The 21,538-nt window shown below is 65.3% G+C and carries 19 protein-coding genes; 11 read left to right on the plus strand and 8 right to left on the minus strand.

The window, feature by feature from the left end; all coding sequences use genetic code 11:
* Positions 1-10: 10 nt before the first annotated feature.
* Positions 11-721, plus strand: coding sequence for an ABC transporter ATP-binding protein (locus D5301_RS08760; protein ID WP_153855380.1), 711 nt, complete (start codon positions 11-13; stop codon positions 719-721).
* On the opposite strand, the gene D5301_RS08765 is transcribed toward D5301_RS08760, so the two are convergent.
* The 3 genes from D5301_RS08765 to D5301_RS24020 form a co-directional block, all read right to left on the minus strand.
* On the minus strand, positions 718-2,559 hold the full coding sequence (locus D5301_RS08765; protein ID WP_153855381.1) for an asparagine synthase-related protein: 1,842 nt from the start codon (positions 2,557-2,559) through the stop codon (positions 718-720). The two genes, D5301_RS08760 and D5301_RS08765, sit on opposite strands and share 4 nt — an antisense overlap.
* 11 nt (positions 2,560-2,570) lie before the next feature.
* Positions 2,571-3,272, minus strand: a complete 702-nt coding sequence (locus tag D5301_RS08770; protein WP_153855382.1) for a lasso peptide biosynthesis B2 protein — start codon at positions 3,270-3,272, stop codon at positions 2,571-2,573.
* 75 nt (positions 3,273-3,347) lie between these two features.
* Complete coding sequence (locus tag D5301_RS24020) at positions 3,348-3,509, minus strand: hypothetical protein (RefSeq protein ID WP_012511114.1); 162 nt, start codon at positions 3,507-3,509, stop codon at positions 3,348-3,350.
* A gap of 205 nt (positions 3,510-3,714) precedes the next feature.
* Between D5301_RS24020 and D5301_RS08775 the strand changes: the two genes are divergently transcribed.
* From D5301_RS08775 to D5301_RS08795, 6 genes are all read left to right on the plus strand, one after another.
* The gene (locus D5301_RS08775) at positions 3,715-4,641 is read left to right on the plus strand and encodes a hypothetical protein (protein WP_153855383.1); all 927 of its coding nucleotides are present in this window, start codon (positions 3,715-3,717) and stop codon (positions 4,639-4,641) included.
* A gap of 133 nt (positions 4,642-4,774) precedes the next feature.
* Positions 4,775-4,897: a hypothetical protein gene (locus D5301_RS24365; RefSeq protein ID WP_258015455.1), complete on the plus strand. Its 123-nt coding sequence runs from the start codon at positions 4,775-4,777 to the stop codon at positions 4,895-4,897.
* A complete protein-coding gene (locus D5301_RS08780; RefSeq protein ID WP_110712401.1) occupies positions 4,887-5,276 on the plus strand; it encodes a hypothetical protein in 390 nt (129 codons plus the stop codon). The genes D5301_RS24365 and D5301_RS08780 overlap by 11 nt, the downstream gene beginning before the upstream one ends.
* A gap of 15 nt (positions 5,277-5,291) precedes the next feature.
* A complete protein-coding gene (locus tag D5301_RS08785; protein ID WP_324187295.1) occupies positions 5,292-6,143 on the plus strand; it encodes a helix-turn-helix transcriptional regulator in 852 nt (283 codons plus the stop codon).
* Positions 6,144-6,280: 137 nt separating this feature from the next.
* Positions 6,281-6,772: a carboxymuconolactone decarboxylase family protein gene (locus D5301_RS08790; RefSeq protein ID WP_228756364.1), complete on the plus strand. Its 492-nt coding sequence runs from the start codon at positions 6,281-6,283 to the stop codon at positions 6,770-6,772.
* A 56-nt stretch (positions 6,773-6,828) separates the two neighbouring features.
* On the plus strand, positions 6,829-7,203 hold the full coding sequence (locus D5301_RS08795; protein ID WP_110712403.1) for a MerR family transcriptional regulator: 375 nt from the start codon (positions 6,829-6,831) through the stop codon (positions 7,201-7,203).
* 192 nt (positions 7,204-7,395) lie between these two features.
* Here the strand turns inward: D5301_RS08795 and D5301_RS08800 are convergent, their stop codons facing one another.
* The 5 genes from D5301_RS08800 to D5301_RS08820 all read right to left on the minus strand — a co-directional run bounded on the left by D5301_RS08800 (position 7,396) and on the right by D5301_RS08820 (position 14,385).
* Positions 7,396-9,765, minus strand: a complete 2,370-nt coding sequence (locus tag D5301_RS08800; protein WP_153855384.1) for a TonB-dependent hemoglobin/transferrin/lactoferrin family receptor — start codon at positions 9,763-9,765, stop codon at positions 7,396-7,398.
* A 126-nt stretch (positions 9,766-9,891) separates the two neighbouring features.
* Positions 9,892-11,343, minus strand: a complete 1,452-nt coding sequence (locus tag D5301_RS08805) for a DUF2271 domain-containing protein (RefSeq protein ID WP_153855385.1) — start codon at positions 11,341-11,343, stop codon at positions 9,892-9,894.
* Between the two features lie 33 nt (positions 11,344-11,376).
* The gene (locus D5301_RS08810; RefSeq protein ID WP_153855386.1) at positions 11,377-12,282 is read right to left on the minus strand and encodes an EF-hand domain-containing protein; all 906 of its coding nucleotides are present in this window, start codon (positions 12,280-12,282) and stop codon (positions 11,377-11,379) included.
* Between the two features lie 30 nt (positions 12,283-12,312).
* On the minus strand, positions 12,313-13,110 hold the full coding sequence (locus D5301_RS08815; protein WP_110712407.1) for a DUF4198 domain-containing protein: 798 nt from the start codon (positions 13,108-13,110) through the stop codon (positions 12,313-12,315).
* 270 nt (positions 13,111-13,380) lie between these two features.
* Positions 13,381-14,385, minus strand: coding sequence for a PHB depolymerase family esterase (locus tag D5301_RS08820; RefSeq protein WP_153855387.1), 1,005 nt, complete (start codon positions 14,383-14,385; stop codon positions 13,381-13,383).
* 221 nt (positions 14,386-14,606) lie between these two features.
* On the opposite strand from D5301_RS08820, the gene D5301_RS08825 reads away from it, so the two are divergent.
* From D5301_RS08825 to D5301_RS08840, 4 genes are read left to right on the plus strand one after another with little or no spacing between them, the layout of a single operon-like run.
* Positions 14,607-16,769 carry a TonB-dependent receptor gene (locus tag D5301_RS08825; protein WP_153855621.1) on the plus strand — a complete coding sequence of 721 codons (2,163 nt, stop codon included), beginning with the start codon at positions 14,607-14,609 and terminating at the stop codon, positions 16,767-16,769.
* A gap of 32 nt (positions 16,770-16,801) precedes the next feature.
* Positions 16,802-17,680, plus strand: coding sequence for an alpha/beta hydrolase (locus D5301_RS08830; protein WP_153855388.1), 879 nt, complete (start codon positions 16,802-16,804; stop codon positions 17,678-17,680).
* A gap of 2 nt (positions 17,681-17,682) precedes the next feature.
* The gene (locus tag D5301_RS08835) at positions 17,683-18,162 is read left to right on the plus strand and encodes a MaoC family dehydratase (protein WP_110712411.1); all 480 of its coding nucleotides are present in this window, start codon (positions 17,683-17,685) and stop codon (positions 18,160-18,162) included.
* Between the two features lie 36 nt (positions 18,163-18,198).
* Positions 18,199-21,534 (plus strand): PAS domain-containing hybrid sensor histidine kinase/response regulator, encoded by a 3,336-nt coding sequence (locus tag D5301_RS08840; protein ID WP_153855389.1) that lies wholly within the window; start codon positions 18,199-18,201, stop codon positions 21,532-21,534.
* Positions 21,535-21,538 lie beyond the last annotated feature (4 nt).

Consider the following 21,538-nt stretch of genomic DNA (forward strand, 5'->3'; position numbering starts at 1 on the left):
AGACGTCCACATGCTGTCTGCAAAAAGCCTGGTAATGGAACACGGCGCACATCGGGCGTTGGACGACGTCAGTTTCGAGGTGAAGCCCGGCGAGATCTTCTGCCTGCTGGGCGCCAACGGCGCCGGCAAGTCGACCACCATCAAACTGTTCCTTGGCTTTCTGAAACCCACCTCCGGTGCGGCCGAAGTGGACGGTCTCAGTGCGCACCGGCAGCCGCAGGAGGTACGCCGGCGGTTGCTGTACATCCCCGAGACCGTGGCGCTGTACGACGAGCTCACCGGCTATGAGAACCTGGACTACTTCGCCCGCCTGGCCGGTGTCGAGGAACGCTCGCCTGCGCGGCTGAAGGACGCGCTCAGGTCCGCCGGTCTGGCGACCGACGCATTCGGGCGACGCGTGGGCCTCTATTCCAAGGGCATGCGGCAGAAGGTCGGCATCGCACTGGCCATCGTCAAGGAAGCCAGCGCCCTGCTGCTGGATGAACCCACCTCGGGCCTGGACCCAACGGCGTCAGCCGAGTTCCACGAGTTGATCGTGCGGCAACGCGATCGCGGCACGGCGATCCTGATGGCCACCCACGATCTGTTCCGTGCCCGTGAGGTGGCGACCACGATCGGCCTGATGCGGGCCGGTCGCCTGCGCAGGACGCTGGATGCGAGCACGATCACCGCGAACGATCTCGAGAGTCTCTATCTGGAAGAGATGAGCCGCAGCGCCTAGGCCACGGCAGCCGCCTGCGCGCCACGCTGGCCGGACCAGCGCCGCAGCCACGCCTCGATATTGATCTGTGGGCCGAAGATGCCGAGCACCTGCGACGAGTGGTCCGGGCCGACCTGCTGGATGCCCGCATCGGCCAGCGCGCTGTCGAGATAGCCGCGCCTGGCCAGCATTCCATCGACCAGCAGATTCCTGATGAAGTGCTGGTGCCCTTGGGTGACCGCCACGGAGTGATCATCCAGATAGGATTTCACCTTCCGCGACAGCAGCGCATCCGGCAACAGTCCCTTCATTGCACGCCGCGCGATGGTGCGGTCTTCCGCGTCCGCGATGAGCAGGTGCAGCGGAATGCGCGCGAACAGTTCGACAAGCGGCTGTGCACTGATCGGCGATACGCCATGCCAGTGGCCTGCACCTTCGAAGGGATCAAGGACGCTGGTCGGAAACACCATGCGGCCGATATGGGCCAGCTTGTAGGGTGATACGTGATGGCCCTGCGCCTGCGCATGCCGCAACCAGGCCGGCTGCAGGCCATCCTGTTCGGACAGGTCCACCCGCACCCATGGGCAGGGTTTGCCCCAACGGCCATTGATGCTGCCTGGCCGCTTGAACAGGCCATGGACCATCGCATCCTTCAGCACGCCGTACAGTGAATCGCCGGACTGCGCGGTTTCGAAGGCGACGCGGAAGAAATCCCGGTCGATGCCGCGGCGCCAGGCATAGTCGATCGCAGCGGCGTTGCCCTTGAAGCGCAGGAACACCGCATCACCGCCGACACCGGTGAACTGCACGGTGTCACCGTCGAAGACCACGTCACGGCGGTGGAGAAGATAGCCGGAACAATGCGCCGGCCGGGCCGTGCGTGGGAAGGTCATGATCTCTTCCAGCGCGCAGTGAGGCTGCCTTCGGTACTCGATGTATTCGCAACGCCTGCCCGAAGAATCACTGGCCCCTTGCACTGCCATCCGTGCGAACAGCCGTTCGTCGGCGCCAATGCCGTCATCGTAGTGATGGATGCACGTCACCTCGGGTGCCGACGGCGCCTGCAGCAGGCCGGCCAGAATGATCGAGGAATCCAGCCCACCCGACAACTGCAGCTGGATGCGCCGGTGCGGGCTGGCCAGTGCACCGATGCAGCCCAGCAGCGTGGAACGCGCCAGCGACACGGCTTCCTGAAGATCCTCGATCGGCGCGTCGCGGGCCAGTCGCACCACGTCCCACTGGCAGTGGCGGCCCACCGGCTCTCCATCGCGGATTGAAACCGCCTCGCCCGCTTCGACCGCCGTGACCTCCTCGAAGCCGGTCTGCAGGCCATCACGAAACGGGTACAGCAGCGAGTACGACAGGAAGGACCAGTCAACGCTGAAGTCGCGCAGGCCCAGCATCAGGCAGTCTTCCATGTTGGAGAAGACCAGCGTCAACTGGCCCACCGTGGTCAGGTAGCACGGGATCTCCGCAGTGGGATCGCGCAGGACGAACCAGCTCGATGTTTCCTGCTGGAATCCGAACGCCACGTAGCGGCCCCAGTACTGTTCGATGATGCTGCGGCCCTGGCTGCTGCAGGCGGCATGCGCTGATGCGGCATCGAGGTCCACGCGACCAGGCACGGCGCCTTCGCCGAACGTCTTGTGGAACAGCTTGCCCAATACCACCAGCGCGTTCGAGCGACCGCATTCGAAATAGCCGTGGTTGTCGCTCTGCACATGGATCGCCGCACCGTTGCCGTTCATCACGCAGGCGGTGCCAGGCAGCCTGGCGCCGATCCTTTCCACGATCCGTTCCGCCTGGGTCGTCGCGGAATCCGAGTGGGTGTTCCAGAGCACGGCGAGGTATCGGTACATGGCAGGTTTCGTTACAGCACCAGGATGGGAACCATCCGGCGCAGGTTGAAGGGAATGTCGGTCAGCACGTGATCGCCGTGCTGCAGCCAGCAGTGCGCGGCGAACGGCTGGGTTCCGACCGCGAACACCCAGGCCGGAACGATGCCGTACTTCGACAGGAATCCGTGCATTGCCAGGCAGTAGAGAAAGCACTCATCGGTCTTGCGGAAGGCTACGGGCCGGAGCCAGTCGAACACCCGCACCCTCAAGGCCAGTTCTTCAATGCTCACCGGCCTGCCGTGGCCGCGATCCGCCCGACGGCGCACGGCCGACACCGTGGCACTGAAAGGAAGGACTGTTCTGCTGCAGGCGGCATAGGCGCACGAGGCGATGAATCGACGCAGGTCGCGCGCCTTGATCGAAGGACGGCCACGCGGCTCGCCTTCGCGTGCCCAGTATCGTGGCAGCGCAATGGCGGGGCTGGCAGCGGATTTCCCCTGCTGCGGATCCGCGGTGATCAGGCGGCGGTCGATCAAGGCCTGCAGAAGCCTGGGGGTGCTTGCGTCATCGGACTGCAGGGGCCAATCGAGAACGAGCCTGCCAAGGCCTGCGGCGCCGCGTTTTTCGAGGGAAAGATACTTTCCCGTGGCCTGGTCCAGAATCACCATCGCATCGCCGGTGACACAGACGTGGGCGTGCTTTGACAGGAAGTACGGTGCGGCAGCCTGCTCCATCATGCGCTCCTGCGCCGGAACCGGAGAAGCGGTGCATGCAGGGCATGCACCGCAGATGCAACATTGCGCGGTAGATCAGGGCGACGTGGTCGGGAACACGCCGTCCCACAACGTGCCGTGGTTGTGCGCCTTCGTTTCCGAAACCACCGAGCCCAGCTCGATCAGTTCGCCACCCACACCCTGATCCTCAGGGTTCTGCTGTCCTGCCACCACACCCAGCTCAATCAGCTCGTTCATGAACATCTCCTATCGTCAGTGGATGTACCCGCGCATTGCGTTGGATCGCGTTGCATTGGATACGGAGCAGCCAAGCCACCATCGCCGCCACATTGCAGGGCGATTGCCGCCAAGGCACCGAAATGTTACGATATAACATATTATTTTGGCGTGACGAATGACGCTGCCTGCCCGCTGTCGATGCGACCCATGAGAGGCAAGAGGGATGAACACCGAGATCAGTGATGCCGGGCTGGATCCCACGCTTCTGCTGAAGGGGATGTTTCCCCTGCCGAAGCTCATCCGCTTCGTACGGGAGCGTTGCCCCCCGGGACGCTTCGACGAGGCTGCGCTGGTGGAGGAATGGCGGACGGCACGTGCCGAGGTGCTGAGGCTGCAGCAGGAGGAAGCCGGTGAGGCCGACGCCATCAATGTCCATGCGTTGCCGGATGAGATGACGCCGCTGGCTGATCAGGCCCTGCGGCAACCGTCGATGCACCGCATGACCACCGTGCTGCCGCGCGCCTGGCAGATGGTCGATATCGATCGACTGGTGATCTTCCAGGAGTGCATCAACCTGCGTCACATCGACCAGCTGGCGGCATCCCTGACCGCCTCGCCCACCGCGCAGGAGGTCATGCAGCTTGTCGCGCGAAGCGGCAGCCATGCACATCCGGAAGTGCGCTTCACCCAGTCCGATGGCAGCTACACCTTCGCGTCCACCTCGAACGACCTGCGCTTCCTCGATGTGGCTACCCTCGATCCGGCTGCCATCGCCGACTACGAGCCGTTCGGCGCGGCCAGCCACGCCGTCGTCATCTATCTGGGTTTCAGTGACAACCTGATCAGCGCCACCCGGTTTGGCAAGCGCATGGTGCTGACCAATGGCTCCCATCGCCTGTACCTGCTGCGCCGGCTCGGGTTCAGCCATGCGCCCTGCCTCGTCACCGATGCCTCCGACAGCGACCTCAGCGAGGTTCTGCTGCCGGCGGCGGTCAAGCAGGATCGCGGATTCTACCTGTCTTCCCCGCGTCCGCCGCTGTTCAAGGACTATGTCGATCCTCGCCTGACATGCGTCGTGCCGGTCACCCGCAAGCACTACGCTCTGAGGGCCAAGCTCGACCTGCAGAGGATCACGGTTCCGGCCTTGTAGGCCTGGCTGTCCAGCTGCTTCGATGTCGTGCGGTCGATATGGCCGGATTGGTGAATCACCTGGCGGAACTGTCGAATGACGCCTGCGGGCTTGCCGCATACGCTTCCCATCCTCAACCAGAGAGGATGCCAACGTGAATGAACAAGCACTGGCTGCCGCAGCAGGAAAAACCGATCCGCCCATCATCCACGTCCTGATGGGATTCATTTGTGTATGGCACAGGCGTGAACCACGGCAGGTGCAACATGAAGATTGACCGCGCGCACTTTCCCATTGTCTGGATGCGCAACGATCCCGCCCTTGCCGAGCCCCTGGATCAGGTTCTTTCTGACCTGTCCTCTTTGCTTTCCCTGCAGAAACCCTTTGTATGCATCGCTGAGGATGCTCCACAACGCAGCAGTAGCGGGAATGACGTTGACGAGCGGCGTGCGCTGGCGGCCTGGGTGAAGCAGAACACCCACAGCATCCAGCAGCAGATCAGAGGCCATGTACAGATCGTCCAGGAGGCGCAGGAACGAGAGGCGATGGAGGCTTTTTCCGTTGCATTCTTCAAGTTCTGGGGCTACCCGATGTACGTTGTTGCGGATGTGGATGCCGGGCTTGCCAAGGCGCTTTCACTTCTGACTGACGCCTGACATGCAGGAGGCGGAGTGACAACCTCGAGCATGAGGCAACGTGGAGTCGGGCCGGACTATCCTGATCTCGTCGATAGCCCTGTCATGGTGCTTGGGGTCGATCCCATCACAGATACCTGGGAGATGCCCTTTCATCAGCATCGCAAAGCCCAGCTTCTGGTCGCAACGAGCGGATTGATCACGCTGGAGACCAGCGCAGGCCTATGGGTAGTTCCGCCACAGGGGGCGATCTGGATTCCGGGAGGCCTGCTCCATCGTGCCAGCAGCAGCGGAAAGCCGCACGGCTTTGTTGTCTTCGTTGAGCCCGAGGTAGTTCCAGGATTGCCAACACACTGCTTCGCAATGGCGATCACGCCCTTCATGTATGCCCTGCTCGAACGCACGGCACGGCTTCCCCAGCAGTATGAAATCGGGAGCGCCGATTCCCGCCTGATGGCTGTGCTTCTCGACGAACTCATCGCGGCGCCGCCGGAGTGGCTGCACCTGCCCATGCCCTCCGACCCAAGGCTGCGCAAGCTGGCCAGTGCGATGCTGGACGCGCCGGCGGAGCGGGCAACGCTTGGGGTGTGGGCAAGCCGGATCGGGATGAGTGAGCGCAACATGTCGCGCCTGTTCTCCGGCGAAACGGGCCTGAGTGTCAGGCGATGGCGCAGGCAGCTGCACGTGGTGGTCGCTTTGCCGATGCTTGCCAAGGGCCGGACGGTACAGGCCGTGGCCGATGATCTGGGGTATGACAGTTCAGGTGCATTCGTCACCATGTTCCGGAAGGCGGTCGGAGCGCCCCCCAAGCGCTTCCTTGTCGAACGAGGGGGGCGGCTACCCGCATCCGGCGCAGACATTCAGCCGCCTGGAGGAGTGCCCCGGTAAGTCCCAACGGCTTCAGCCCTGTTCGATTCTCCAGCTTGACTTGGAGCGCGCTCCAGGTCGTAGCGTGACCCCGGGATCTGAGTTCCCACTCCCGTCATGTGACTCGACACCAAGGGTGCAGGCTGATGAAGCGCGTCATGAACATCCAGAACCGCAGGGCGCCACTCGGCGTCCTGCTGGTGGCCATGGTTTTCGGTATTCCCGCTTCGGCAGCAGAGCCGGACGGACGCCGCGAACGCGGCGAGGCCATGTTGAACAGAATCACAGCTGATGAAGGCAGGATGGTCGTTGAATCGTTGAGCGACATCTCTCCCGAGCTGGGAGACTGGATCATCGAGTTCGCCTACGGCGACGTCTTCTCGGGCACTGAGCTGTCACTTTGCACGCGAGAGCTTGCGACCGTCTCGGCACTGACTGCGCTGGGCAATGCGCGCCCCCAGCTCAAGGTCCACATCGACGGAGCGTTGAATGTTGGTTGCAGTCCGGATGCCATTGTGGCTGTCATCATTCAGATGGCAGTGTACTCGGGCTTTCCAAGCGCATTGAATGGTGTAAGCGCGGCCAGGGAGGTCTTCGCGGATAGAGGCGTAGGCGTCACTACGGCCAATTCGAGGACCGGTGAACGCTGAGGTGCAGGCCAGCGTTTCCCGGGCCAGCCCAACTCACCCACTCCCAGGGCCAAGCGATGGAATCACATCTGACGATTGATCAAGTCTCCAGGAGAACCGGCCTGTCGGCCTACACCCTGCGCTACTATGAACGCATCGGCTTGATCGCACCGATCAGTCGTGCCGTCGGAGGACGGCGCTGCTATCTCACCTCGGACCTTGCGTGGATTGAATTCCTGCTGCGCCTGCGGATGACGAACATGCCCATCGGGAAGATGCAGGCATTTGCCAAGCTGCGTAGCGCCGGAGATTCGACGGTGGCGGACCGACGCAGGTTCCTGGAAGAATACCTGATAGAGGTGCTGTCAAAGATCGAAGCGATGGACCGGTCGGTCGAAGTTCTACGCGCGAAAATTGACTACTACCGTTCGCTCGAGACGTCCCTGATCTAGGTTCCAGGCGTCGCTCACGATGACCACGCCAGCCAGGTCCCCAGGTCCGGTCAGTTCATGCACGTGCCAACGCGTGCGGCGATCTTCAGTCGGTTCGCAGGGCAGCCAGGTGAAGTTGTGCAGGGCATGCAGGGCCGCAGGCGTGACACGCCTGCGGCCCATCGATACCCCGTCTCGTGCGGGAGAATGCGCTTACATGAAGTCGTAGCTCAGCGTGAAGCGCACATTGCGACCCGGTTGCGACCAGCGGCCGATGCCCTCCGCACTGGTCGCGCCCTGGAAGATCGCGCTGCCGGCGCCGGCCGTGCGCACGCGGTTCCACAGGTAGTATTCCTTGTCGAAGACGTTGTAGACGCCTGCGGTCAGGTGCAGCTTCGGGGTGATCGCGTAGCTGCCGAACACGTCCAGCAAGGTGTACTCGCGCGCCTTGTAGGCATAGACGGGAACTACTTCCACACCGTAGCTGCCGTTGGTCACGCTCTTGCCGTAGTCGGACGGGTCCTTGCGCTGCTGGTGGGTGAGGTTGGCGGTGACGCTCCAGCGCCGCGACGGTGCGTTGTAGGTCAGGCCGCCGACCGCTTTGGCCGGGATGATGCTGGCCAGCGGCGCACCGTCGTTGTCGGTGCCCTCGTTGTAGGAGTACGCCACGCGGGCCAGCCAGTCATCGGCCAGCAGCCACATGCCCTCCACTTCCACGCCCTTCACTTCCACCTCGCCACGATTGATCGGCATGGTGTAGGTGTAGCCGTTGGTTACCGTGGTCACGCCGCGGCTGGTAGTGCTGTATCGGGTGCCTTCGTCCGCCACGAACTGCGCGGTATCGATGAAGTTGCTGTACTTGTCACGGAACAGCGATACACCCACGCGCAGCCGCTCGGCCTGGTAGCGCCAGCCCAGCTCCAGGTTCAGGCTGCGCTCGGCATCCAGGTCCGGGTTGCTCCTGCCATCGGGCACGGTGACTGTCGCACCGTCGGACACGCGGGTGACGTCGGTAGTGGACGAGGTGCCATACATGTCATTCACGCCCGGTGCGCGGAAGCCGCGGCCACCCTGCACCCACAGCGACTGGGTGTCGGTGAACTTGAAGTCTGCGCCGAGGTTCCAGGTGGGCGAGGCAAACTTTGAGACCCCCACGCTGCCGCCCTTGTCCACATAGCCGGACTGGCCGTTGCCGCCGGCGGATGTTTCCGGCGTGTACTTGTAGCTGTCGTAGCGGACGCCACCGGTCAGGGTCAGGCGATCATCGAGCAGGCGCACGCGGTCGCGGACGTAGGCAGTCAAGTCGGTCTCGCGGGTGTCGGGCCAGAGCGACGGATCGGTCTCGCGGCTGTAGAGCGTGCCCGTGCTGCCCCAGCGCGAATCGACCGAATTCCAATGGATCCTGGCCCGCTGCCAGGCGGCGCCGTAGATGATGTCGTGGCGGATGCCGCCGACGTCCACGCTCTTGTCGAAGGACAGTGCAACGCGGTCGCGCTTCTGGGTGTCCCAGCGGTCTTCCTGGCGCGAGCAGAGCGCGGTGGTCGAGCAGCGGGTGCCGTAGACCGCGGCGGTGCCGTTGGCGACCAGAACGTTGGTCTGACCCTGGATGTAGTTCTTCTGGTGGTCGGCGGTGGCTTCCAGGGTGTCGAACAGCGCATTGCCGGCGCGCCAGGTGTACTTCAGGCCGTAGCGATCGCGGTCGCTGCGGTCTTCGGCGCTGCGGAAGTAATACGAGCCGGTGCCGTCGCTGCGGGTCCAGTTGTCGACATTGTTGGTGGCGCGCGCGCGCTCGTAGACCACGCCGAGGGTCTGCGTATCGGTGGCCAGGAAGTTGACCTTGGCCAGCAGGTTGTCGCTCTCCCGATCAACCGGATCGGGGGTGCGTCGGGCCGGGCCCAGCGTGGCAGGGGTGGAGTCGTACCAGGATTCGGTTTCGTGGCCATCGCGCCGGGTGTAGACCAGCAGTGACTCGAAGCGGCCGGTGCGGTTGGCCAGGGTCAGCGAGCCCATGTTCTCGCCGCTGGAGGCGGTGTAGCCGTACTTGATCGAACCGAAGCTGTCATTGCCGGCGGCTTTGAGGACGTCGGCCGGATCCTTGGTCGTGAACATCACCGCGCCACTGAGCGCACCACTGCCCGCAGTGATGGCATCGGCGCCCTTGATGATTTCCACCGCCTTCACCGCTTCAAGATCGACACTGCCACGGCCGGAGCGGAAGAATTCATAGGGCTGATAGGAACCCGGGTCCATGCTCTGCGGGAAGCTCAGGCCATCAAGCGTGATGGACACTCGATCCGCCTCCAGGCCACGGATGTTGAAACCGTTGAAGCCTGCGCGGCCGAGGTCAACCATTTCCACGCCGGGTACGTAACGGATCGCATCCTCCATGCTCTGGGCACCCTGCTGTTGCAGGTCCTTGGCGGAGAGCGTGGTGACGTTCTGGTTCTCGGATTTCTTCCGGGTCTCGACCACCTTGATGGTATCGAGGGTGCTGTCGGCTTCGAGCGCGGCGGCATGGGAAATCGCCGGCAAGGCAAGGCTGGTGGCGACGGCCAGGGCCAGCAGGGAGGGTTTCAGTTTCATCGCAGACTCCGCAGTTGTGGAAGTGGTGGTGCCAAGGTCGGATCAGGGCCCTGGGCGTTCCTGGCTGCGGGTCGCCGGATGCGGCGCTTTCTGCGTTGCTGGGAAATGAGGAAAGAAGGTGCGTGGCTAGTTGCCTGCGCTGGACACCTGCAGGCTGCCGATCTCGCTGGCGCCCTGCGCCTTCAGGTCCATCGGCTGCCCGGTGTCGACAGGCACCGACAACAGTTCATGGCCGCCGCCCTGGCGTGCTGCCTCGACCTGCAGCCGGTAGTGGCCCGCAGGCATCGCCAGGCCGCGGTCATCACGACCATCCCATGCAATCGAATAGCGGCCCGGCAGGCGGGTCGGCCGGGCAATGGCCTGGATGGCCGGCAGGTCGTCGCGGCCGTAGCTGCGCCACCATTGCGGCAGATCACGCAGGTAGCGCGAACGTTCGCCCAGCACCAGCAATTGCCGTACCGCGCTGCCATCGTCGCGCGCGATCCACAGCGCCAGATACGGCGCGTGATAGCGCTCGCTGGCCAGGTGCGGAATCTGGTACTCGACGACCAGTTGCTCTGGCGCCGTTGTTCCGGCCGCGCCGGGCGACAGCAACGACGGCCAACGCTGCGAAGCGAAGGCGATACCGGTGTCACTGAGGACCAATGCAGCAACGCCCAGCAGTGCGTCGGCCAGCTCCAGCCCGGCGCGGACGGGCATCACCGACAGCGCGGTGGCCAGCGCGTCGGCACTGCTGGCATCGGCGGCCACCACCGTAGCGGCGGGTGCGAACTGCATGGGCCAGCCCGACCAGGGGTCCAGAATGTGGCTGTAGTGGCGTGGACCGATCGCATAGCCCCGGCTGGCATGGCCACTGGCGGCGATCGCGTGCGAACGCAGCGCCACCGTAGCCAGTGCCGGACCGTTGTCGCGCGGTGCGCGGGCATCGGCCACGCCCACCTGCCATGCCTGCCCTGCCCCGTCTGCCTGCCAGTAGCGCGCATCTCCACCGATATCGAGGCGGATGCCGCGAGCTGCCGGTGCCGCGGCACGGGCCGCCTCCAGCGCACGGTCGATGATGTAGCCCTTGGCCAGGCCGTCAACATCGAACACCACGTCCGCAGGACGATGGACCGGCATGCCGTCCTCCATCGTGAACTCCGCCGCGGCGGCGGCAGTGGCCATCGCCCGTAGTTCATCACGCGGTGGCGGCACGCCACTGTCCTGCGCCTGCCGCCAGCGTTGCGCCAGACTGCCCAGCCGGCAACTGAAAAGCCCGTCGGTGCGCAGCCGCCACTGCTCACACAGCGTCAGCACCGCGCGCAGATCGCTGGACAGTTCCTGCGGCCCGGTACTGGCATTGAAGCGACTCAGCTCGCTATCCGTACGCCACCGGCTCAGCACCGCATCCAGGCGTGCGATTTCCGCAAGCACGGCCTGCTCGCCCGCAACTGCCTGTGCTGGCGGCGCGTCGATGTGCAGGTCCAGTGACGTACCCAGGACATCGTCGTGGTGCAGCGCTGCCGCGCTCGCGGTGAGCGCTGGCAGCCACCACAGCATCGCGCAGGCAACGCGCAGCAATGTGCGGAATCGTGTCATCAAGGGCTCGATCAGGTGCGGCGGCGGCCGACATCAACGACGAGGCGTGGGTGCCGGCACCTTGGCGTCGGCGGCGTCGACCACGCCATCCTTGTTGCGGTCGGCGGTCTCGAACAGGCGCTTGCCCGAGACCTGGTACTCGGGGAAGGTCATGCGGCCATCCTTGTCGGCATCCAGCACGCCGAAGCGCACATGCACCTGGCGGTCGCTGCCCTGGTCAAGCGCGGCGATGCGTCGGTCGACGCGGGTCTCGAACTCGGCCAGGTACTCATCCAGCGCCAGCCGGCCATCGCCATTGCTGTCGGTACGCGCGAACTGCGCGTCGCGCACGCGCCGGTACTCGGCCAGATCGACCTCGCCATTGCCATTCTCGTCGTACAGCTCAAGGAAGCCGGCAACGGTGTGGCTGGTCGGCATGCCCAGCCGGCTGCGGCGCTGGTTGTCGAAGCGCTGGGCACCGGCGGCGGTCCTTGCCTCGCCACCCGTTGCGGCCTTTGCCCCGGCACCCTTGCTGGCCAGCGCCTGCTTCCCTGCCCGCCAGGTCTTTTCGCCAGCGGCATCGAATTCGGCGCGCGACACGAAACCGTCCTTGCTGGTATCCAGCGCGGCAAAGCGTGCCTTGGTATGCTCGACCTGGGCGGCGCGCTCGCGATCGATCTCGGCGGCCACGCGGGCATCGAATTCGGCCACGTACTCGGCCTCATCCACGGTGCCGTCCTTGTTGCTGTCGGTGGCATCGAAACGGGTGCGACGGAAAGTCTCGAACTCCTGCCACGTCACCCGGCCATCGCCGTTGTCGTCGTGCTCGGCGATGAAGGCGAGCACGTTGTTGCCGTGGCCACCCACCAGTGGGCGCGGACCGGGCGTGCTCTGCGCGGACACGGCAGAGGACAGCAGCAGCGCGCCGAGGCAGGCGCTGGCAAGGACGGTGGTTTTCATGTCGACCTCAAAGGTGTTGTTGCGGAGGAATCAGGGGTTGAGCACGCGAAAGCTGAGCGTGATGCTGTTGCTGAACTCGGCCACCGGCGAACCTGCCGGTGCCGCCGTACGGTGGCGGGCCAGCGCGATCCAGGTACCTGCCACCCTCAGCGGGAAGCGAACGCGGCCCTTGCCATCGGTCTTCAGGCTGAGCACCTGGGGACTGCGATCCGAACTCCAGACCGCCTCGGTGATCTCGACCGCGTGCCCTGCAAGCGGCACGCCGTCGTACTGGACGATGAATTCGAAGGTCTCGCCCACGTAAAGATCATTGGGATGGGTGACCGGCACCAGTTCGATTCCCTTGTTGCGCGGCTTCAGCGCAGCACGGTCCGGGCTGCCGACGGAGACATAGCTGTCGGCCTGGGTCAGTGACTGGAAATCGGAGATGACCTGGGCACCGGCGGGGATCCTGACCGCCGGGTCACGCGAGCTTTCGCGCTTGCCATTGAGCTCCCAGGTGCGGAACAGCGCACCCAGGCGCGGTCCGGTGCTGAGCCGGTAGGTGCCGCTGCCGGCGGGCAGCGTGTACTCGGCCACGGTGCGCGTCTTCATTGCCTGCGAGGCCAGCGCCGATTCAGTGCCATCGGGCGCGACCACGCTGAAGTGGCTGCCGTCGAAAGCGGTCTCCGGCACGAAGAAGGTTTCCGCGAACGACGCGTCCAGGGCAATCGTCTGCCCGGCCCGCGGCGCGAAGTTGCTGGGCACCAGATAGGGCGTGTGCGCGGATGCGGGCAGCGAGGCCGCCAGGGCCAATGCCGCAGTGGCAAGCAGGGTCAGGGTCTTCATGGTGCCTTCGTGTCGGTGAGCGGGAGCGCTGGCGAGACGAAGGTCCGGTGCTGGCGGGCTGAATGCTATGCCAAATGCGATTCGTTATCAATTGGTGAAATTCTGCGATCTGTATCGCTGCGTATGCAGGTTGCTGGATTGGACGGGCTCTGCCCCCGCGATGGGACAGAGCCGCTACAGCAGTTGACGGGTAACAACAACACCAGACACCTTCCAGCGCCTGGTGAGTCGTTGCGGATCAAGCACTCCCAAATCCAGTCGCTGGTCTGCTCAGCGCTGGTAGTCCTTCAGGAACAACCAGGTGATCAGCGTGGCATCCGGCCCCTTCGGGTCGGTGAACGGCAGGCCGGACTGGCTGCCGCTCCACGCATGGCCCATGCCCTGCACCACATAGTGCTGCACCAGCGTCCTGCCACCGTAGGCGTAGGTATCCACCGTATACGCACGTCCACCCGGCACCTGGCCGTGATAGGTGCTGGTCGGCACGTACTTCACCGAGTCATTGTCCAGGCCGTCGTCGGCCAGATCATTGGTCTGCAGGAACTGGCGCACGGCCTGCTGGCCGTTCACCGGATTGACGGTGAGATCGGCGCTGCCATGGAACACCAGCACCGGCAGCGGTCGCGGCGACGGCGATCCCGAGCACTGCCAGGCCAGACGGCCATTGCTGTCCGGCGAATAGATGCTGCCTGCCAGCAAGGCATAGGCGCTGCCGGAAATCGTGGTCGCCCCCTTGTACATGCCGCCGGAGTGGATGGCACCTGCAGCGAACACATCCGAGTAGCAGGCCAGCATGATCGAGGTCATCGCACCGCCAGCGGAAATGCCGGTCACATAGACCCGGTGCGGATCAATGCTGTACCCGGTCTTCACCTTGTCCACGATGCCGGCCAGGATCGAGGCCTCGCCACTGTCGCGGGCCTGGTTGATCGGCAGCTGCCAGTTCCAGCAGCGGGCCGGATTGGCGGTCACGTTCTGCCGCGGATACACCACGATGAAGCCTTCGGTATCGGCCACATCGTTGAAGCCGGAGGCTTCGCCCATCAGGTTCGGCCCGTTGACACAGCCGTGCAGCACCAGCAGAAGAGGCAGCGGCTGCGTGGCATCGTAGCCGGCCGGCACCCACACCTGGTATTCACGGGCGCCAAACAGATTGCCATACAGGCCGATGTCCCAATGCCCTGCAGGGCCAGCGGCAACGGCGCTGCCTGCCATCGCCAGCCAGCCGCACAGCACCAGCAGTACCGCCTTGATCGAATCGATTCCGGATTTCATGACCAGATCCTCATGCGTGAGTCGTGGATGAAGGAGTACCGGGGACCGCTTCCGGTTGGGGGCGCGCCCAGTATCCGCATCCACCGGCCGCTGCCGACTGGACCTAGGTCCACTCGCTGCCGGCCGATGACACCGCTAGCCTTGGCTGCAGGGGTGGCAATGGGCCATCCGCACGTTCATGCCTGGGGGAGGACCGAATGAAACGGAATTGTTTGAGTCTCATGATCGGCGCGCTGCTGGCCACGGGGCCGGTACTGGCACAGGACGCGCCGACGGCAGGTAGATCCGCTTCGCCGACCAACCTGGACAGCATCAAGGTCACTGCACGCAAGCGCGAGGAAACCCTGCAGGAAGTGCCGGTGGCCGTCACCGCCTTTACCTCGGAGGCGCTGGACAGGATGAATGTCCAGGACATCAGCGACCTGGACGCGCAGGTGCCCAACCTGACCATCTACGCGGCGCGCGGTGCCAGCAGCACGGTCACTGCCTACATCCGTGGCATCGGCCAGTCCGACCCCACCTGGGGCGCGGACCCGGGCGTCGGCATCTATCTGGATGACGTTTACATCGCACGTCCGCAGGGCGCGCTGCTGGACGTGTTCGATGTCTCGCGCATCGAAGTGCTGCGCGGCCCGCAGGGCACGCTCTACGGCAAGAACACCATCGGCGGTGCGATCAAGTACATCTCGCGCGGCCTGCCGACCCAGACCGAGGGCTTCGCCCAGATCACCGTGGGCAACTACAGCCAGCTGGATGCAAAAGCGGCCATCGGCGGCCCGATTGGTGGTGCCGACAGTGGCCTGCGCGCCCGCGTGGCGGTGGCCAGCATGAACCACGACGGGTTTGGCGAGAACACCTTCAACGGCCAGCCGGTCAGCGACAAGCAGATCAATGCCGCACGACTGAACGTCGGCGCGTATGCGGGTGACGACTTCGACGTGCAGTTCGCGCTGGACTGGATCGACGACCAGTCCGGCATGCGCGGCTCGAAGATGCTGGCGCCCAATCCGTTCCTGCGCGCCTATCCACCGATGGACAGCCGCTACGACATCCGCTCGGGCATGCGCAATCTCAACAACGTGGAGAGCAAGGGTGCCTCGGCCACGGTGAACTGGCGGCCGAACGAGGATATCGCGGTGAAGTACGTGGTCGCCAAGCGTGAATCGGACAGCGAGGCCAACATCGACTTCGATACCACGCCGGTCAAGCTGGCCGACGTGGGCGGCACCTATCACGACGACCAGGTCAGCAACGAGGTGCAGTTGAACTACGATGCCGGCGGCCGCGTGCGCGGCGTGGTCGGCCTGTACCAGTTCAGTGGCGAGGCCGGCGGGCAGATCCAGAACAACTACTTCAGTGCGCAGTTCGCCGACAACCAGGGCAAGGTGCTGACCGACAGCATCGCGCTGTACGCGGACTGGACCTTCGACCTGACCAGCAAACTCAAGCTGGATGTGGGCGCCCGTTACACCGACGAGGACAAGCGCGCGATCGTGCTCAACCGCCTCTACGCCGACCCGGGCTTCAGCCGGCCAGTGGCGGTGACCGCGGACTTCGACAAGAAGACCAACTTCAAGAACGTCTCGCCCAAGGTCTCGCTGGACTACCAGATCACCCCGGACATCATGGTCTACGGGCTGGCCACCCGTGGCTTCAAGTCAGGCGGCTACAACATCCGCGCCAACGCTGTGGCGGTGCCGCGCTCGGCCGAGCCGTTCGACGACGAGACCGTGGACAGCTACGAAGTCGGCAGCAAGATGGCCTTCCTCGACCAGCGCCTGTTCCTCAATCTGTCGGCCTTCTACAACAAGTACAAGGACATCCAGCTGTCAGTGTTCACCGGCCTGGATACCAATGGCGATGGCATCGACGATTCCTTCTTCGGCGACTTCACCAATGCCGGCGCGGGTACGGTCAAGGGCCTGGAAGTCGAATACCAGTACCTGCCCAGCCAGCACTGGCTGATCTCCGGCAACCTGGCCTGGCTGGACACCAAGTACGACGAGTACATGGACCGTGGCGTCAATGTGGCCAAGCAGATGAAGTTCACCAATGCGCCGGAATTCTCCGGGGCGTTCAACGTGGAGTACCGTACCGAGCTGGCCAATGGCAGCAACCTGTCGGCACGGGTGAGCTACAGCTACCAGAGCGAAGTCTGGCCGACCACCGACCTGAGCCCGGTGATCAGGCAGAGCGGCTACGGCCTGGTCAATGCCGGTGTGATCTGGCGGCTGGATGATGCGTGGACCTTCTCGCTGCAGGGTACCAACCTGACGGACAAGGAATACCGCACCACCGGCTACAACATTCCTGCGGTCGGTACACTGATTGGCTTCTATGGCCCGCCGCGCCAATATAGCCTCAGCGTCCGTTACGATTTCTAGAGCATCCGATTCGATTTCCAGGAAGCCCCTGCATGATGCAGTCTTACGTAGATCTGTACTGGAACAGTGACGATGGCCTGCGCCTGCACGCGCGTGACCATGCAGCGGACGCCGGGCAGGCGCCCCGCGGCACCGTGGTCTGCATTCCGGGCCTGACCCGCAATGGTGCCGATTTCGATGCACTGGCCGAGACACTCACCGCCGAGGGCTGGCGCGTGATCGCGGTCGATCTGCGCGGTCGCGCCGGTTCGGAGCGCGCACATGACCCGTCCAGCTACAACCCGCGCACCTATGCGGACGACATGGTCGCGCTGCTGCGTTCGCAGAACATCGACAAGGCCGTGTTCGTCGGCACCTCGCTGGGCGTGCTGGTGACCATTACCCTCGCCTCGCGTGCGCCTGAGCGGATTGCCGGGGCGGTGCTCAACGATGCTGGCCCCAAGGTGCCACGCGAGGCGCTGGCACGGATCGGCAAGTACGCCGGCAAGCCGGTGCCACCGATGGATCTGGAGCAGGCCACGGCCTATGTGGCGTCGATCGGCAAGGCCGCGTTCCCGCGTTTCAGCAGCGATGACTGGCGAGCAATGGCGGTGCGTACCTTCCGCCCACGCAGCGATGGACTGCTGGAGCTGGACTACGACCCGGCGGTGATCCGAACGACGCGCCCTTGGCTGCTGTGGTTGCTGCGCCCGGTGCTGTGGCGTGCGGTACGCGGGCTGACCGCACGGGTGCCGGTACTGGTGGTGCGCGGTGCGCTGTCCGACATCCTGCCGGCCGATGTCGCGCGTCAGATGGCGGCCACCTCGGACAGCGCACGCCTGGTGGAAGTGCCGGACGTCGGCCATGCGCCGATGCTGTCCGAGCCGGAGGCGCGCCAGGCGATCCTGACCTTGCTGGAGCGTGTGGCGTGAGCATGGACGACGCTGGCATCGCCCTGCCTCCTGCCCTCGAGGCGTTGCAGCAGTGGGCGGCCAGCGAGCGGGTGAGTGGCGTGACCCGCGTGGACCAGACGCGCATCGATGCCTTTGCCGACGCCACCGGCGACCACAACTGGATCCACGTCGATCCTGGCCGCGCGCAGGCGCAGCTGCCGGGCGGGCAGACCATCGCGCACGGCTTCCTGCTGCTCTCGCTCACCGTGCAGGACGATGTGGCCGCCCTCGCTGGCTTCCCCGGCATCGACCACGTGCTCAACTACGGCTTGAACAAGGTCCGCTTCCTGGCACCGGTGCCGAGCGGGTCCGGGGTGCGGGTACGCTCGCAGCTGGTGTCACTGGACGCGCGCCAGCCGGGCCAGTGGCTGCTGACCCAGCGCAAGGCCATCGAGCGAGTTGCCGATGGCGCGCTGGCACTGGTCGCTGAGCAGCTGTCATTGATCGTGGTCGCCCCCTAGCACCACCCTGCCCGGTTCTCTCCCTACACTGGAGCGATGTTGACGCCTTCCATCGTCCTCTTCGCCTGCATTGCATGGACCGCACTGCTGTTTGGCGTCGCGCTGTGGGGCGAACGCCGGGGGCATCGGCTGTCGAAGGCATGGCCGCTCATCTATGCGCTGTCGCTTGCGGTGCACTGCACCGCGTGGACCTACTACGGCGCGGCCTCGCAGGGCCTGCAATGGGGCTTCCCGATTCCACCCACCCTGGCCGGCATGGCGTTGATCTTTGCCTTCGGCCTGCCGTTCCTGCTCCGCCTGGGGCGGCTGGCCAAGCAGCACAACAGTGCCACCATCGCCGACCTGGTCGTCGCACGACTGCGTGCCGATCGCGGCCTCGGCTTCACCATCACGCTGGTGGCACTGTTCGGCATCATTCCCTACATCGCCCTGCAGTTGAAGGCTGTCAGCCAGGGCCTGGGCGCCCTGCTGGGCGATCGTTTCGCGCCTGCTGCCGCGCAGCTGGACATGTCGTTCTGGTTCGCGTTGACGATGGCCGCGTTCACCCTGCTGTTCGGTGCACGCAAGGCATCGGCCACCGAGCCCAATCGTGGCATCGTGGTCGCGCTGGGGCTGGAGTCGGTATTGAAGCTGGTGGCGCTGCTCGCCATTGGCCTCTATGCGGCGCTGTCGGTGCGCCAGGCGGGCACGCCGCTGCTGGAAAAGATGGCACAGCTTCCGCCGCCGGCCATCATGCCGGACTACCTCACCATGGTCGCGCTGGGCGCGATCTCCGCGTTTACCCTGCCGCACCAGTTCCATGTCGGTGTGGTCGAGCTGCGCCAGACCTCGGACCTGAGGACGGCACGCTGGATGTTCCCGGTCTACCTGCTGCTCATCGGGCTGCCGTCGGTGCCGATGGCGCTGGCCGGTGCCGCGCAGCTGCCCGCATCGGTGTCACCTGACCTGTACGTGCTGGCGCTGCCGCAGGCCGGTGGCCACCACCTGCTGGCGCTGCTGGCCTACCTGGGCAGCCTGAGCGCGGCCACCGGCATGATGATCCTGTCCGGGCTGACGCTGTCGATCATGCTCGGCAACCATGGCTTCGGCTCACGGTTGCTGGACGGCATTGCCGGCGGTGCCGCGGCGGCCGACCTGCGTCCACGCGTGCTGGCCTTCCGCCGTGCCGGCATCCTCGCCGTGTTCCTGATGTCGTGGCTGTACAGCCGGGCGATGAGCGACACCGAGGCACTCAGCGATTTCGGCCTGATGTCCTTCACCGCCCTCTCGCAGCTGGCGCCGGCGGTCCTGCTGGCGGTGTATCGCCCGCGCACGCCCTCTCCGGCCATCATCGCCGGCATCGTGCTGGGGTCGCTGGCCTGGCTGTGGCTGGTGCTGCTGCCGATGGTGATCCCTGCCACGCCCCCGGCCGCAGGCGCCGATGAACTGCACTGGCTGGCCGTCGTTTCGCTGCGCGTGCAGCCGGGGCACATCGCCGTCAGCATGGGCGCAAGCCTGGCGATCAACCTGTTGGCGGTTGTCCTGGTATCGCGGGCAGTGCGCCCATCGCAGCCCCGGCGGCGCGACGCGGTGGCTGCAGCTTCGTTGCGCAGGACCGCCGGACGTTTCCTCGGCCAGGAGCGTGCGCGCCAGCTGATGGAGGGGCCCGCCGGACAGATGCTGGATGACGACCGGGTCACTGCGGTCGAACGCGAGCTGACCGCCGTGGTCGGTGCGGGCATGGCACGCCTGCTGGTGGAGGCCGCTCGCGATGGCGGCACTGCGCCACTGGATGCGGTGACCCGTGCAGTTGGCGAAGCGACCCAGGTGCTGCGCTTCAACCAGCGCCTGCTGGAGGCGGCACTGGAGAACATGAGCCAGGGCATCAGCGTGGTCGACGCACAGCTGCAGCTGGTGGCGTGGAACAGCCAGTACGCGGCATTGTTCAAGTTCCCGCCCGAGCTGCTGCAGGTCGGGCAGCCGGTGGTCAACCTGACGGCGTGGGCGCTGGCCGAACTGAAGATCGGCGACGGCCCCGGTGACTCCCGCGACAAGGCCTTGCAGCGTCGCGTTGCCCACATGCGGCGTGGCACACCACACCTGTCCGAGCGGATCTTTCCTGACGACACCATCGTCGAGATCCGTGGCAACCCGATGCCGGGCGGTGGCTACGTGGCCACCTTCACCGACGTCACTGCGTTCCGCCGCGCCGAGGAAGCGCTCAAGCGCAGCAATGAAACGCTGGAGCGCCGCGTGCAGGACCGCACCGCACGGCTGGAGCAGGCGGTGCACGCCGCCGAGCGTGCCAACGTGGCGAAAACGCGGTTCCTGACGGCGGTCGGCCACGACCTGATCCAGCCGCTGCATGCGGCACAGCTGTTGACCGATGCGATGTCACAGCACATCGAATCGGAGTTCCTCAACAGCTTCCTGCGCCAGATCCGTGGTGCGCTGGACTCCACCGACGACCTGCTGTCCGGGTTGCTGGATATCTCCCGGCTTGAGGCGGGCGGGCTGGTCGCCGATCCGCGTCCGTTCGCGCTTTCGACCGTGCTCGATCCGCTCGCGCAGGAGTTTGCGGTGCTGGCAGCGGCGCGCGGGCTGCAGTTCCGCTACCTGCGGACCCGCGCCTGGGTCCACAGCGATCCGCTGCTGCTGCGCCGGGTGCTGCAGAACTTCCTCGCCAACGCCCTTCGCTACACCCGCCATGGCGGCGTCCTGCTGGGCGTGCGCCGCCAGGGGCACGCCCTGTCCATCGGCGTGCACGATACCGGCCCCGGCATCAGCGCCGAGCAGCAGGCGGCGGTGTTCGAGGAATTCCACCGCGTCGATCGCAGCAACGGCCAGGGCCTGGGGCTTGGCCTGACCATCGCACACCGCATCGCCGACCTGCTGCATGCCCCGTTGCGGCTGCACAGCACGGTGGACCGCGGCTCGGTGTTCTCCATCGCCGTGGCGAGGATCGCAGCACCAGCGGCACCGCGGATCGAATCGCCTGCCAGCGGCAGCAGCACGCTCAAGGGTATCCGCGTGCTGGTGGTCGACAACGATGCGGATGCGCTGGCGGCAATGCAGCAGTTGCTGCTGTCGTGGGGCTGCGACGTCATCGCGGTGCGTGATGCGGATGGCATCGGTTCGTCGGCGCGCGATGCGGCGCTGTGGCTGTTCGACTACCACCTCGATGACGGCGACACCGGTGTGTCACTGTTCACGCGGCTGGTTGCGGCGCACGGGCCACGGCCTACGGTGATCCTCAGTGCGGATACCGGCGGCGAGACCCGCGATGCCGTACGTGGCGCCGGTCTCTCGCTGTTGAACAAACCCTTCAAGCCACTGGCGCTGCGCTGGGCGATCAACCATCTGCTGACGGCCCGTTCCACAAACATGGCCTGACGAG

The sequence above is a fragment of the Stenotrophomonas sp. MH181796 genome, from assembly GCF_009659995.1.
Taxonomy (GTDB): domain Bacteria; phylum Pseudomonadota; class Gammaproteobacteria; order Xanthomonadales; family Xanthomonadaceae; genus Stenotrophomonas; species Stenotrophomonas riyadhensis.

Excerpts from the sequence above, each read along its gene's own strand:
- D5301_RS08760 (WP_153855380.1), top strand. The coding sequence starts at position 11 with ATGCTGTCTGCAAAAAGCCTGGTAATGGAACACGGCGCACATCGGGCG.
- D5301_RS08765 (WP_153855381.1), bottom strand. The coding sequence starts at position 2,559 with ATGTACCGATACCTCGCCGTGCTCTGGAACACCCACTCGGATTCCGCG.
- D5301_RS08770 (WP_153855382.1), bottom strand. The coding sequence starts at position 3,272 with ATGGAGCAGGCTGCCGCACCGTACTTCCTGTCAAAGCACGCCCACGTC.
- D5301_RS24020 (WP_012511114.1), bottom strand. The coding sequence starts at position 3,509 with ATGAACGAGCTGATTGAGCTGGGTGTGGTGGCAGGACAGCAGAACCCT.
- D5301_RS08775 (WP_153855383.1), top strand. The coding sequence starts at position 3,715 with ATGAACACCGAGATCAGTGATGCCGGGCTGGATCCCACGCTTCTGCTG.
- D5301_RS08780 (WP_110712401.1), top strand. The coding sequence starts at position 4,887 with ATGAAGATTGACCGCGCGCACTTTCCCATTGTCTGGATGCGCAACGAT.
- D5301_RS08790 (WP_228756364.1), top strand. The coding sequence starts at position 6,281 with ATGAACATCCAGAACCGCAGGGCGCCACTCGGCGTCCTGCTGGTGGCC.
- D5301_RS08795 (WP_110712403.1), top strand. The coding sequence starts at position 6,829 with ATGGAATCACATCTGACGATTGATCAAGTCTCCAGGAGAACCGGCCTG.
- D5301_RS08800 (WP_153855384.1), bottom strand. The coding sequence starts at position 9,765 with ATGAAACTGAAACCCTCCCTGCTGGCCCTGGCCGTCGCCACCAGCCTT.
- D5301_RS08805 (WP_153855385.1), bottom strand. The coding sequence starts at position 11,343 with ATGACACGATTCCGCACATTGCTGCGCGTTGCCTGCGCGATGCTGTGG.
- D5301_RS08810 (WP_153855386.1), bottom strand. The coding sequence starts at position 12,282 with ATGAAAACCACCGTCCTTGCCAGCGCCTGCCTCGGCGCGCTGCTGCTG.
- D5301_RS08815 (WP_110712407.1), bottom strand. The coding sequence starts at position 13,110 with ATGAAGACCCTGACCCTGCTTGCCACTGCGGCATTGGCCCTGGCGGCC.
- D5301_RS08820 (WP_153855387.1), bottom strand. The coding sequence starts at position 14,385 with ATGAAATCCGGAATCGATTCGATCAAGGCGGTACTGCTGGTGCTGTGC.
- D5301_RS08825 (WP_153855621.1), top strand. The coding sequence starts at position 14,607 with ATGATCGGCGCGCTGCTGGCCACGGGGCCGGTACTGGCACAGGACGCG.
- D5301_RS08830 (WP_153855388.1), top strand. The coding sequence starts at position 16,802 with ATGATGCAGTCTTACGTAGATCTGTACTGGAACAGTGACGATGGCCTG.
- D5301_RS08835 (WP_110712411.1), top strand. The coding sequence starts at position 17,683 with ATGGACGACGCTGGCATCGCCCTGCCTCCTGCCCTCGAGGCGTTGCAG.
- D5301_RS08840 (WP_153855389.1), top strand. The coding sequence starts at position 18,199 with ATGTTGACGCCTTCCATCGTCCTCTTCGCCTGCATTGCATGGACCGCA.